The organism is Antribacter soli (genome assembly GCF_021568775.1).
GTDB classification, from domain to species: domain Bacteria; phylum Actinomycetota; class Actinomycetes; order Actinomycetales; family Cellulomonadaceae; genus Antribacter; species Antribacter soli.
Map to the genome: position 1 here is coordinate 14,967 of NZ_JAKGSG010000041.1, position 12,905 is coordinate 27,871.

At 73.6% G+C, this 12,905-nt stretch carries 11 protein-coding genes; 3 read left to right on the plus strand and 8 right to left on the minus strand.

Features of this window, described 5'->3' with window-relative positions:
• Positions 1 to 93 precede the first annotated feature (93 nt).
• Positions 94 to 1,275, plus strand: coding sequence for an ROK family transcriptional regulator (locus L1785_RS15005; protein ID WP_236090085.1), 1,182 nt, complete (start codon positions 94 to 96; stop codon positions 1,273 to 1,275).
• A 55-nt stretch (positions 1,276 to 1,330) separates the two neighbouring features.
• Positions 1,331 to 1,996 carry a ThuA domain-containing protein gene (locus L1785_RS15010; protein ID WP_236090086.1) on the plus strand — a complete coding sequence of 222 codons (666 nt, stop codon included), beginning with the start codon at positions 1,331 to 1,333 and terminating at the stop codon, positions 1,994 to 1,996.
• Between the two features lie 24 nt (positions 1,997 to 2,020).
• Here L1785_RS15010 and L1785_RS15015 read toward each other — a convergent pair whose 3' ends face one another.
• The 7 genes from L1785_RS15015 to ligA all read right to left on the minus strand — a co-directional run bounded on the left by L1785_RS15015 (position 2,021) and on the right by ligA (position 9,797).
• The gene (locus L1785_RS15015) at positions 2,021 to 3,154 is read right to left on the minus strand and encodes a YihY/virulence factor BrkB family protein (RefSeq protein ID WP_236090087.1); all 1,134 of its coding nucleotides are present in this window, start codon (positions 3,152 to 3,154) and stop codon (positions 2,021 to 2,023) included.
• 13 nt (positions 3,155 to 3,167) lie between these two features.
• Positions 3,168 to 3,839 carry a DUF3618 domain-containing protein gene (locus L1785_RS15020; RefSeq protein ID WP_236090088.1) on the minus strand — a complete coding sequence of 224 codons (672 nt, stop codon included), beginning with the start codon at positions 3,837 to 3,839 and terminating at the stop codon, positions 3,168 to 3,170.
• On the minus strand, positions 3,836 to 4,318 hold the full coding sequence (locus tag L1785_RS15025; RefSeq protein WP_372461872.1) for a phage holin family protein: 483 nt from the start codon (positions 4,316 to 4,318) through the stop codon (positions 3,836 to 3,838). The genes L1785_RS15020 and L1785_RS15025 overlap by 4 nt, the downstream gene beginning before the upstream one ends.
• Complete coding sequence (locus L1785_RS15030; RefSeq protein WP_236090089.1) at positions 4,302 to 5,177, minus strand: hypothetical protein; 876 nt, start codon at positions 5,175 to 5,177, stop codon at positions 4,302 to 4,304. The genes L1785_RS15025 and L1785_RS15030 overlap by 17 nt, the downstream gene beginning before the upstream one ends.
• Positions 5,178 to 5,340: 163 nt before the next feature.
• Positions 5,341 to 6,633, minus strand: a complete 1,293-nt coding sequence (locus L1785_RS15035) for a methyltransferase family protein (protein WP_236090090.1) — start codon at positions 6,631 to 6,633, stop codon at positions 5,341 to 5,343.
• Positions 6,630 to 7,442 (minus strand): hypothetical protein, encoded by an 813-nt coding sequence (locus L1785_RS15040; RefSeq protein WP_236090091.1) that lies wholly within the window; start codon positions 7,440 to 7,442, stop codon positions 6,630 to 6,632. Before L1785_RS15040 ends, L1785_RS15035 begins: the two co-directional genes overlap by 4 nt.
• Positions 7,443 to 7,505: 63 nt before the next feature.
• On the minus strand, positions 7,506 to 9,797 hold the full coding sequence (gene ligA, locus L1785_RS15045) for an NAD-dependent DNA ligase LigA (RefSeq protein ID WP_236090159.1): 2,292 nt from the start codon (positions 9,795 to 9,797) through the stop codon (positions 7,506 to 7,508).
• A gap of 178 nt (positions 9,798 to 9,975) precedes the next feature.
• On the opposite strand from ligA, the gene L1785_RS15050 reads away from it, so the two are divergent.
• Positions 9,976 to 11,493, plus strand: a complete 1,518-nt coding sequence (locus tag L1785_RS15050) for a flavin-containing monooxygenase (protein WP_308113341.1) — start codon at positions 9,976 to 9,978, stop codon at positions 11,491 to 11,493.
• Positions 11,494 to 11,550: 57 nt separating this feature from the next.
• Here the strand turns inward: L1785_RS15050 and L1785_RS15055 are convergent, their stop codons facing one another.
• Positions 11,551 to 12,789, minus strand: a complete 1,239-nt coding sequence (locus L1785_RS15055; RefSeq protein WP_236090092.1) for a cytochrome P450 family protein — start codon at positions 12,787 to 12,789, stop codon at positions 11,551 to 11,553.
• Between the last annotated feature and the right edge of the window lie 116 nt (positions 12,790 to 12,905).

A 12,905-nucleotide genomic window follows, 5' to 3' on the forward strand; every position in this document is an offset into this window, starting at 1 on the left:
CTGGTGTACGACCGGGTATCTTCTGTCGAGCGTCAACCGAAAGCCCCGCACTGCCCGGGCTTCTAACGAGAGGCCCCGTGATCCACTGTGCCCATGGAGGAGTTGCTCAAGTTCGCCCCTCGCCCGACCGGCGCGGGGGAGATGTTCCAGATGCTCCGGGACGGTCAGCCGCGCACGCGGGCGGACCTCGCTTCGATCACGGGCCAGGCCCGTTCCACGATCGCCGCGCGCATCGACCTGCTCATGTCGGCGGGACTCGTCGCCCCCGCCGGCGAGGCCAGCTCGACGGGCGGGCGGCCGCCGACGACGTTCGCCTTCCGCCCGGGCGCCCGCGTCGTCCTGGCCGTCGACCTCGGGGCCACGCACGCCCGGCTCGCGGTCACGGACCTCGCCTCGACGGTCCTCGCCGAGATCGAGGCCCCGCTGGCCATCGCCGACGGTCCCGACGTCGTCCTGGCCTGGGTCGCCGAGCAAGGCGACAAGCTCCTCGAGACCGCCGGCCGCAAGCGGGACGAGCTCGTCAGCGTCGGCGTGGGGCTCCCGGGCCCCGTCGAGCACTCGACGGGCCGCCCGATCAACCCGCCGATCATGCCCGCGTGGGACGACGTCGACGTCCCCGGCATCCTCCGCCGGCACTTCGGCACGGCCGTCCTGGTCGACAACGACGTCAACATCATGGCCCTCGGCGAGCACCGCACCGCGTGGCCCGAGGTCACGGACATGCTCTTCGTCAAGGTCGCGACGGGCATCGGCTCGGGAATCATCGCCGACGGGGAGCTGCGCCGCGGCGCGCAGGGCGCCGCCGGCGACATCGGGCACATCGCCGTGCCGCACGCCCCCGACGTCCCGTGCCGGTGCGGCAACGTGGGCTGCCTCGAGGCGGTCGCGAGCGGGCAGGCGGTCGCGGCCGCGCTCCGCGACGCGGGGCTCGAGGCGGAGACGAGCGCCGACGTCGTCGCGCTCGTCCGCGCGGGCGACGTGGCGGCGAGCCGCGCGGTGCGCCAGGCCGGCCGCGACATCGGCTCGGTGCTCGCGGCGTGCGTCAGCCTGCTCAACCCGTCGATCATCGTCGTCGGCGGCATCGTGGCGGACGCCGGCGAGCACCTCATCGCCGGGATCCGCGAGGTCGTCTACCAGCGGTCCCTGCCCCTGGCGACCCAGCACCTGCGGATCGTCACGTCGCACACCCGGGCCCGGGCAGGCGTCCTGGGAGCGAGCGCCATGGCGATCGATCACGTCCTTTCTCCGGCGGCGATCGACGCTCTCATCACCTGACCGTTGACAGCCGTCGCCACGTGTCGCCACTGTTGGCGACGACCTAGGAGGACCCATGACCGTCGAGAACCGACGAGCCCTCGTGGTGCGGGGCGGATGGCCCGGGCACACGCCTGTCGACGCGACCGACCTGTTCGTTCCCTTCCTGCAGGAGGCGGACTTCGACGTCACGATCGAGGAGTCGCTCGAGACCTACGCCGACGCGGAGTTCATGGCCGGCATCGACCTGATCGTCCAGTGCTGGACGATGGGCGAGATCCTGCCCGACGAGATGCGCGGGCTCCGGAACGCGGTCGCCGCCGGCACCGGCCTCGCCGGGTGGCACGGCGGCATCGTGGACTCGTTCCGTATCGCCACCGACTACCAGCAGATGGTCGGCGGCCAGTTCGTCGCCCACCCGCACGACTTCGTGGACCACACCATCGACGTCGTGCCCGGCAAGGCGGACCACCCGGTCGTCGCGGACATCGGCTCGATCGCCCTGCACTCGGAGCAGTACTGGGTGCTCACCGACGGGCTGTCCGAGGTGCTCGCGACCACGACGATCGAGCCGGAGCCCGGTGACCCGTGGACGCAGCCGCTCGTCTCGCCCGCGATCTGGACGCGGCACTGGGGCGCCGGGAGGGTCTTCGTCTGCACGCCGGGCCACCACCTCGCCGACCTCGAGAACCCCGACCTGCGCACGATCATCGAGCGCGGGCTGCTCTGGGCGAGCCGCTGACGTCGTCGTGACGGGCGGCCGGCGTCACGTCCTCGTGTCCGTGGACCGCGGCTCGTCCGGGGCGCGCGGCCCGTCCGTGGCGTGCTGCCGGTCGTCGTCGCCCCGCCCGCGCGACGACGCGACCCGCAGCGCGCGGCCCCTCTCGACGTCGTCCCGCCACCGATTCTGCCGCTTGTCGCTCGCGCGCGTGTCGCGGGGCGGCAGCTGGACCGTCTCCTCCGCCTCGATGCCCGCCTGCAGCTCGCGGCCGCGTTCGAGCTCCGAGTCGAGCTCCGCGCCGAACAGGAGGGCGAGGTTGGTGATCCACACCCATAGCAGGAACACGATGAAACCGGCCAGGGTGCCGTACGTCGCGCCGTAGCTCGCGAGGTTCGCGACGTAGTACCCGAAGGCGACCGATGCGAGCATCCAGACGAGGATCGCGACGACCGCACCCACACTGATCCAGCGGAAGTGCGGCTGCTGCACGTTCGGCGTCCAGTGGTACAGGATCGCGAGGAGGACCGCCACGAGCGCGAGCACGACCGGCCACTTCGCCACGTCCCACACGGCCACCGTGGCGTCGCCCAGGCCTACGGCCTCCCCGACCGCCCGGGCCACCGGCCCCGTGAGTACCAGGGACGCCACGACGAGCGCAGCGATCACGACGGTGACCACGGTCACGAGCAGCATGAGCGGCCGCAGGATCCAGACCGGCCGGCCCTCGTCGATCTCGTAGACCCGGTTCATCGCCCGCCCGAACGCGCCCACGTATCCCGACGCGGACCACAGGGCGAGCACGAGGCCGAGGGCGAGGGCCAGGCCGGCCCCGACCCCGCCCTCTGCGGCATTCTCGACGAGCGGCGTGACGACCGACAGGACGTCCTCAGGAACGAGGCCCTCCATGGTGCCGACCACCTGGTCGACCATGCGCTCCGGGTTGCCCACGAGGCCCAGCAGCGACACCAGCGCGAGGAGCGCCGGCGCCACCGCCAGGACGGCGTAGTACGTGAGGGCAGCGGCCAGGTCGAGGCAGTGGTCGCGCGAGAACTGCCGCACGGTGGTGCGCAGCACGTACGCCCACGAACGCCGGTGCAGGTCGGTCGGTGCCTCCGGCTTGCTGGGGTGGTCGGGGGCGGGCGCCCCGGCCCGCTCGGACGCGGTGTCGGCGTCGTTCACAGTCCCTCCTCCGTCAGACCTCGCCGGTGGTGGGCGGGGGGTACTCGGTGGTGCTGGTCCGGCGGATGTCTCCGGTCTCGGACGGGCGGACCTGCTCGGCCGGTTCGCTACCCTGCTCGCCCACCGCGCGGACGGCCTCGCGCCCGTGCTCCCCGACCTCCCGTGCCGCCTCCTTCGCGGAGTCCTGCACGGCTCGCAGCTGCTCCTTCGCCGGTTCCTGGAGGTCCTGGGCGACCTCCTTCGCCGCCTGCTTGACATCCTCCATCAGCGGCCCGGTCTTCTCCTTGACCCGCGTCGCCATGCGCGCCTCTGCCTGGCTCGCCGGGACGAGCGACGACACGAGCAGACCAAGGCCGAAGGCGACGAGACCTGCCGCGAGGGGGTTGCCCTGGGTCTGCTCGCGCACGGCCTGCGGGGCCGACGAGACGGAGCCCCCCACCGACGACGCCGCGCCGCGCACGGAGTCGGCGGCATCGTGCCTGGCCTCCTCCGCGGTGTCCATGACGTCGTGCGCGCTGCCCATGACGCGGTCCTTGATCCGTGTCATGCGACCGCGCACCCGGTCGGCCTGACGCCGTGCGGCGTGGGTCGGGCTCACCTTCTCACCGAGCGCGTCGACGTCGCGGCTGAGCTCGGTGCGCGTGCGTTCGATGTCCGCCCGGATCACCTCGGGATCGGTGCTCATGAGTTCTTCTCCTCGTGTCCTTGCAGTGCGTTCGGGATCTTCTTGATCGACTCGACCGTCTCCGGCATGCCGGCGACCGTGCGGACCTCGGTCCGGCCGCGCATCGCGAGGACCGCGGCGATCACGGCCCACAGGACGGCGACGACCAGCGCCGACCACCCGCGACCCATGACGGCACCGAGGCCCCACCAGAGAGCGACCGACAGGAACACCAGCGCCAGGTTCCCTGCCATCCAGGCACCGGCGAACATGCCCGCGCCCAGACCGGCGCGCTTGACCGACGTCGTCGCCTCCGCCTTGGCGAGCTCGATCTCCTGACGCAGGAGCGTCGAGAGGTCGCGGCTCACCTCGGCGAAGATGTCGCCGAGGCTCGACGACGCCGGGTCCGGGGCCGGGTCCGCGATCGGCGACCGCGCCGGATTCACCGGCGGCATCGAGGGCGGAATCGAGGTCCGGCCCTGCTCAGGTGCGCTCGACATCCGGGTTACCTCCCTCGGTCGGCGATGCGGGGCGCGTCGGGACGTCCGGGTCCTGCGCCGGCAGCTCGTCCGCCGTCGTCGGGTACGCGCCGGACGTGAGACCGGACGCTCCGACGCCGGACGCTGCTCCGGCACCGGTGTACTCGCCTGCGGCGATGCCCTCGTCGGCTGGGCGCGTGCCCGCGCCGGTGGTCCCGGCGCCGTAGGCCCCGGCGGCGTAGGCCCCGGCTCCGTACGGCCCCTCCTCGTACCTCCGGGCCCCGCGGGTTCCGGTCGGGTACGTGCTGGTCTCGTAAGGCCCGGTCGTGTAGGACCCGGTCTTGTACGCCCCGGCCCCGACCTTCTCCGCCCCGTAGGGCTCGGCGAGCCGCGTGATGCCGGTCATGCCGGTGCCTGCGCCCTGGAGGCCGCGTGCGAGGCGGCCGACGGCGACCCCGGCTCCCGCAGCGATCGCCAGGAACAGTCCGGGGCGCCGACGGGCGAAGTCCTGGACCTCCGTGAGCACCGAGCCCGGGTCCCGGTCCTCGAACCAGAAGGCCGCGCGGCGGCTCATGGAGCCGGCGCGCTCCGCGAGGTCGGAGGCGTAGCCGTGCTGCGGGCTCGACGCGGCCATCTGCGTGAGCTCGTCACCGAGCGAGCGCAGGCCCTCGGCCACGCGCTGCTGCTGTACCTGAGCCTGCCCGCGCAGCTCGTCCCGGGCCAGGCCCGTGAGGTTGCGTGCGCGTCGCGTCGCCTCATGGGCGACCTCTCCCGCCTTCTGGGTGGTCTCCTGCGCCAGCCCCTTGGCCGCGTCGCCCGCCTGGGACGCGACGTCGGCGACCTTGCCGGTCGTCTCCCGCGGGTACCTGCTCTCAGTCATGCTCGGTCTCCTGTCGTCCAACACGCCCGGCGCGAGGCCGGACTGCCTGCGGGGGCGAGACGGAGCTGGAGAAGCACCCAGCCCGACTCACGGACGGCCGCTTCCTGACCTGTTGTCGACGTTAGACCGGGCATCCGCACTCACAACTCAGCGTGGGCGGCGGTCAGGCTGCTCGCGGAGGTCGTCGCGCGCCGTCCGTGACGCACGAGCCGCGTGAGGGGCGCGGGCCCCCGCCGAACGCGTCGGCGCAGAGCTGCGCGAAGTGCCGCACGACCGGCACGTCGAGGGCCCAGCCCGCGAGCGCCCAGCCGAGGTGCACGTGCCCCAGCGCCCGGGCCACCGCCGAGATCCCCTGCACCCGGATGCCCGGCGCCTCGTAGGTGATGCGGTAGAGGACGTCGGGGTGCTCGGCGGCGGGCCGCACGGCGAGCCCGCGCGCGTCCCGGGCGGCGAACCAGCGGGCCACGCCGGTGCACAGGTCGCAGTCCGCGGCCACCCACAACGTCCCCGTGAGTGCCGACCGGGGCCGCCAGGCAGGAAGCCAGGCGGGCACGGCGCGCCGGTAGCGGGACCAGGGGTCGCCGAAGTCGCGGCGGAGGCGGTCGCCCTCGTGCCAGGCCGCCAGCCCGGCGCTGTACGCGACCACCACCAGCGTGCCGACCAGGGAGCGCGGGTCGCCGAGCACCAGAGCCAGGCCCGCGTAGGCCACGGCCACCGACGCCTGCATCGGGTTGCGCACGTACGCGTAGGGCCCGGAGACGACGAGGCGCGCGGGCGGATCGTACGGGAGGGGCGTCCCACCGCCCACCGCGGCGAGCTCGCGCATCGCGGCCAGGCCCGGCAGGCACGCGACCAGGACGAGCTGGACCCCGGTCGTCGTCACGACCGCCGGCCAGCGGGGCTCCGGGGCGAGTGCCGCGACCGGCACCACCAGCACGAGGCCGCCCGCCCACAGCGCCTGCGCCCAGGCACGCACAGCGAGGTGCCGGCGCCGGAGCGTCGCGTCCGCGAGGAACAGGGCGGGGACGAGCGCGGTCGCGACCGCGACCGCCTCGCCCACGAGCCAGCTCCCGCCGAGCACGACGACGGGCTCGCCGAGGGGCATGAGGGCGAGATCGGTCCAGACGAGCGCGGCGCCCGTGAGCGCGAGCCGTGCGACGGGCCGCACGGCCGGCCCGCGCAGTGCCAGCGCCGGGACCGCGCCCCAGAGAAGGGACCAGCCGAGCCAGAGGTCGATCGGGATTCCGTGCCAGACCGCACCCTCGGCGGCGAAGCGCCACCACCCGGCCGACGACGCGACCAGGTTGACCGGGAGAAGCACCAGCGCGACCCAGGCCGTCGCCGTGATGACCGCGCCGGTCTCACGGTCCGTGGGCGGACGGCGGGCGCACAACAGCACAACGGCAAGGAGCGGGACCATGAGCGCGAGCCCCCGCACGAGCGTCGCCGTCGTCACGGCCGGGTCCCGGCCAGCTCCTCGGCCGGCCCCGCGAACGTGTCGATCAGGTACTCAGCGGCCAGACCGGTGGTCCGGTGCTGGAGCGGCCCGAAGTACCACGACGGGTCGAACGTCCGCGTGAAGTGCAGCGTCCACGTCACGCGCGTCCCGTCGCCGGCCGCCTCCCACGTCACCTCCGCCGAGCGCAGGTCCATCCACCGGGCCAGCGTCGTGTCCTCGGTGACGTCGAGGACCACGTGGCCTCCGGCGTCGGACACCTCGCTCTCCACGACCCGCAGCGTCATGCTGCGCGGCGTGGGCTGTGCCCCCAGCCCGAGCGAGCGACGCGGCGTGAAGGTCACGACCCGCTCGTCGCCCACTGCGAGGCCCGTGCCCGTCGCTGAGACCGGCTCGGGGAACGGCACGGCTCGCAGGAAGACCGCTTCGAAGTCGCCGTACACGGGCGGAGCGGCCAGGGACCGTGCCAGATCGGCCGGGGCCGCGTCGATGACGGCGGTCGCGGTGCCCGCGTCGTCGCGCGGGACGACCGTGGCCCCGCCGACGCCCTCCGCGAGGGCGAGGAGCAGCAGGGGCGTCACTGCGAGCGCCCGGCGCCGGGTGCGGCTCTCACGCAGCTGCTCCACGACGACGCCGACGATCGCCGCGACGCCGAGGAACAGCGGCGCGGCGATCACCAGGCAGACGACGCCCTCGTCGAGGAGCGGACCCGCCAGGGCCAGCCCGATCGTCGTGGTGGCGAGAGCCATCCCCACCGGGCTGCGGGGCCGCGCGGTGAGGATCACCGTCAGGGCGATGACGGCGGGCACGCCCACGTAGAAGAGGGCGGTCTCCTCGTGGCCGGTGCGCGTCGCCAGCTTTCCGCTCGGCCGCTACAGCGCTGCCGGACCGCCCTCCAGCAGGCGGCGGAAGCCGTCCTCGTCCAGGACGGGAAGACCGAGCTCCTCGGCCTTGGCCGCCTTGGACCCGGCGTTCTCCCCCACCACGACGTAGTCCGTGCGCTTCGACACCGACCCGGCCGCCTTGCCGCCGGCGGCGATGACGGCCTCCTTCGCGCCGTCGCGGGTGAAGCCCTCCAGCGAGCCGGTGACGACGACGGTCAGCCCGGCGAGCGGCCCGGCCGGCTCGGCGCCGGCGGCGGCCTGCGCCGCCATCGCCTCCGGGCCGGGGTGGCCCGGCGTGGCGAACCGCACCCCGGCCGCGGCCCACGCCTCGACGATCTCCAGGTGCCAGCCCACGGTGAACCACTCCACGATCTGGTCGGCGATCACCGGGCCCACGCCCTCGACGGCCGCCAGCTCGTCCCGCGTCGCCGCCCGGATCGCGTCGAGCGAGCCGAACCAGTCCGCGAGCGCCCGCGCCGCGACCGGCCCGACGTGGCGGATGTTGAGGGACACGAGGATGCGCCACAGGTCCTTCGACTTCGCCCGCTCGAGCTCTTCGAGGAGCTTGCCGGCCTGGGCGGCGGGCTCCCACGTCGGCAGGGTCTCGCCCCGTTCCGCGGCCTCGGCGAGCGCCTTGCGCGTGGGCTTGAGCTGCTTGCGGAACGGAGTGCGGCGGCGGGCCGTGCCGTCGTCGTCGAGCTTCGGCAGGCCGGTCTCCGCGTCACGGACCACGACCTCGATGGGCAGGAGGTCCTCGAGCGTGAGCCCGAAGAGCCCGGCCTCGGTGCGCAGCGGCGGCTCGGCCGGGATCTCGGGCTGCGTGAGCGCGGCGGCCGTGACCTCGCCCAGCGCCTCGATGTCCAGGCCGCCGCGGGAGCCGATGTGCTCCACGCGGCCGCGCACCTGGGCGGGGCAGGACTCGGCGTTGGGGCAGCGCAGGTCGACGTCCGCCTCCTTCATCGGCCGCAGGGGCGTGCCGCACGCGGGGCACCCGGCGGGCATGACGAAGTCCTCGCGGGGGTACCCGTCGCCGGCCAGTGCGGCCACCGGGCCGAGGATCTCCGGGATCACGTCACCCGCCTTGCGCAGCACAACCACGTCGCCGATGCGGACGCCCTTGGACCGCACCACGTCCTGGTTGTGCAGCGTCGCCTGGCGCACGGTGCTGCCCGCGACCTTGACCGGCTCCATCACGGCATACGGGGTGGCTCGGCCCGTGCGGCCGACCGCGACCTTGATGGCGAGGAGCCGGGTGTTGACCTCCTCGGGCGGGTACTTGTAGGCGATCGCCCAGCGGGGCGCCCGGCTCGTCGCACCCAGCCGGCGCTGGAGCCCGAGCTCGTCGACCTTCACGACGATCCCGTCGAGCTCGTGCTCGATGGCGTGGCGGTGCTCCCCGAACCACGCGATCATCTCGAGGACGCCGTCGAGCCCCGGCACGACCTTGTTGTGCGGCGAGACCGGCACGCCCCACTGCTCGAACAGCTCGTACGCCTCGGACTGCCGCGCCAGCTCCGCGCGCTCGCCCTCCCGCCACTGCAGGGCGCCCACGCCGTGCGCATACATCCGCAGGTCGCGGCTCGCCGTCACGGAGTGGTCCTTCTGCCGCAGCGACCCCGCGGCGGTGTTGCGCGGGTTGGCGTAGGGCGCCTGGCCCGCCGCGACCAGCTCTTCGTTGAGGCGGGCGAACCGCTCCACGCCCATGAACACCTCGCCGCGGATCTCGATGCGGTCGGGGTGCGTCGCCGGGTCGCCGCCGAGCACGTGCGGGATGCCGGCGATGGTGCGCACGTTGGCCGTGACGTCCTCGCCCGTGCGCCCGTCGCCCCGGGTCGCGCCCCGCACGAGCCAGCCCTTCTCGTAGAGCAGTGCGATCGCGAGGCCGTCGATCTTCACCTCGCACAGGTATCCCACGGGCGCGTCCGGCTCCACGCCGAGGTCCCGGTGCACGCGCGTGGACCAGGTGCGCAGGTCCTCCTCCGAGAACGCGTTGTCCAGGGACAGCATCCGCTCGACGTGCTCCACGGTGGCGAACCCCACGGCGGCCCGCCCGCCCACCCGCTGGGTCGGCGACTCGGGCGTGACGAGCGCGGGGTGCGCGGCCTCGAGCGCCTGGAGCTCGGCCATCCGTCCGTCGTACTCCGCATCCGAGACGAGCGGCGCGTCCTGCTCGTAGTAGGCCCGCTGGTCCTCCTCGATCAACGCCACGAGCTCGGCCCAGCGTCGCTGGGCCGCCGCCTCGTCGGCCGCGGGGGCCTCGTCCGCCGGCCGGCTGGTCATCACCTCGGTCGTCTCGCTCACGGCCCCATCATCGCGCGAGCCACTGACACACCGCCCGACGGCGCCCCGCACGGTGCCCGGCGGCGTAATTCACGTCGGCGATCTACCCCGAAGGGAGGCATCTCGCTACCATTCGACCGAATTGGGACGTTGAAACTCGACCGAAAGCAGGGGAATCGTGAAGATCGCCGTCATCGGCGCCGGCTTCGCAGGGCTGGCAGCAGGGAAGGTGCTCACGGAGCTCGGCCACGACGTGACCATCTTCGAGAAGGCGCCCGACGTCGGCGGCGTGTGGAGCGCGACGCGCCGCTACACGGGCCTGCGCACGCAGAACAACAAGGACTCGTACGCCTTCTCCGACCTGCGGATGCCGCGAGACTTCCCGGAGTGGCCCACGGGTGAGCAGGTGCAGCGCTACCTCGAGAAGTACGTCGACACGTTCGGCCTGCGGCCGTCGCTCCGGCTCTCCACCGAGGTCGTGCGGGCCGAGCCCACCGAGGGCGAGGACGCCTGGCTCGTCACGGCGCGCCTCGAGGGTTCGGCGGTCTCCGCCCCGGAGCGCTTCGACCACCTGGTGGTGGCGAACGGCATCTTCTCGGACCCGGTGCTGCCCAGGTACGAGGGGTACGCGAAGCTCCTGCGCGCCGGTGGACGCCTCGTCGCGTCGAGCCAGCTCGGCGATGTCGAGACGGCCCGCGGCAAGCACGTCGTCGTCGTGGGTTACGGCAAGTCGGCCTGCGACGTCGCCGCGGAGCTCGGCCCGGTGGCTGCGAGCACCGCCGTCGTGGCGCGCCAGCTCCTGTGGAAGATGCCCAAGAAGCTCGGCAACGTCCTCAACTACAAGTACCTGCTGCTGACCCGGCTCGGCGAGGCGCTGTTCCGGTACCAGGAGCTCACGAGCGGCGCCGAGCGGTTCCTGCACGGCCCGGGCGACGCCGTGCGCCGCGGCATGCTCAACAGCGTGGGCGCCGCCTCGATCAGCCAGTTCGGCCTGCGCAAGCTCGGCCTCGTACCCCGCGGCGGGTTCGCCGACATCGCCAAGAGCACGGCCTCCTTGTCCACCGACGGGTTCTTCGAGCAGGTCGCCGACGGCACCATCACGGTGCACCGCGACGCCGAGATCGCGCGCCTCGTCGTCGAGGACGACGCCCCCTGGGCCGAGCTCACCGACGGCACCCGCGTGCGCGCCGACCTCGTCGTGTGCGGCACGGGCTTCCACCAGCGCGTCCCGTTCCTGGACGACGAGGTGACGGGCCGCCTGCTCGACACCGACGGCAACTTCCAGCTCTACCGCCAGATCCTGCCGCACGACGTGCCGAACCTGACCTTCTCGGGCTACAACTCGTCGTTCTTCAGCCCGCTCTCCGCCGAGGCGGGTGCCGTCTGGATCGGCGCGTACCTCGCCGGCGGGGTCGACCTGCCGCCCCTCGAGGAGCGGCGCACCCAGGTCGCCGAGCGCGTGCGCTGGATGGAGGAGCGCACCCAGGGCAGGCACGCCCGCGGCACCAACCTCATCCCGTTCTCGATGCACAACATCGACGAGACGCTCGACGAGATCGGGTTGAACATCGGCCGGGGCGCGCTCGTGAAGCAGTGGCTCCTGCCGGTCGACCCGTCGGCCTACGCAGGCATCGTCGGCCGCCTCAAGGCGCGGCTCGCCTCCCGTGAGGCGGTCCCGGCGGTCCCGCAGGCCTGAACGTCGCCCGACGGCGGACGGGCCGCCTCCTGAGGCGACCCGTCCGCCATCGGGCCGCTAGAAGTCGTCCGGGACGGCGAGGCGGACGGGCAGGCTCGTCGGGTACCGGGCCCAGGGCGACGGCGTCAGCCGGACGTCCTGCGCCGGGACCGCGAGAGCCATGCCGGGCATGCGGTGCAGCACCGCCTCCACGGCGATGCGGCCGATCAGGCTTCCGGCGCGGTGTGCCGGGCAGGTGTGGCCCCCGGCCCCCCAGGTGAGCTGGAAGCGGTTGCCCGCCTCGAGCCACAGGTCGCCCGTCCCGAGTGCGGCCTGGTCCGTGCCGGCCCCCATGAGGGACGGCACGACGGCGTCGCCGCGGGCGACGTGCCGGCCGCCGAGCTCGGTGTCCTGCAGGACGAAACGGGGCAGGACGTTGACGAACGGGGGCCGTACCCGCGCCGACTCCTCGAGCGCCTCCTCCAGGCCGAGGCGGCCGCCGTGCACGCGGGCCGCGAACAGCGGGTCCTCGAGGATGAGGTGCAGCGTGCTCGAGATCCAGGCGATCTCCGCGTCGTGGGCGATGTCGAAGACGAGGGCGACGGCGGCCTGGACCTCGAAGTCGTCGACGTGGTTCGGGTGGTCCAGGAAGGCCGTCGTGAGGTCGTCGCGCGGCTCGGCCCGGTGCGCGGCAACGTGCTCCATGAGCAGGACGAGCTGCTCGTCGGACGCCGTGCGCGCGTCGGCCAGGCTGCGGTGCTTGGCCTCGGCGAGGTCGTGCATCCGCAGGGAGTCCGTGAGGCTCAGCCCGAGCATCTCCCCCAGGACGAGCACGGTCACGGGGACGGCGTACTCGCGCACCAGGTCGGCCTCGCCGCGGGCGACGAGCTTGTCCAGGACGGCGTCGGCGGTGACCGCGATCGTCCGGGCCAGGCGCGCCTCGTCGAGGCCCGTGAACGCGTCGTCGAGCGCGGCACGCAGGCGGCGCTGCTGGCTGCCGTCCAGGTAGTAGGCGTTCTCCCGGGGCGCGAGCAGCGCCAGCAGGCCGGAGTCCGGCGCGAGGCGCCGCTCGGCGACGTACCGCCAGGCCCGCGAGCTGCGTGAGTACACGAGCTCGTTGCGCAGCACGGCACCCACCTCGCGGTGGCCCAGGACGAGCCACCCGGGCACGCCCGGCTCGAGGTCCACCGGGGCAAGCGGCCCCCACTGCTGCCGCAGCTCCTCGAGCAGGGCGTGGGGCTCCGCGACCCCGGTGGTCTCGGCGAGCAGGACCCGGTCGGGGATGTCCTCCAGCCGCTCGCGGAACGTCGTCGCCACCGTCACTCCCTGTCCGTGCCGGCCCTGCGTGTGCGCGGGCAACCGGCGTCACTCGTCGATAGTCGTCGGTGGGTGGAACCGTACCGTCCGGACGGTACGTGTCAGCCACATCCCGG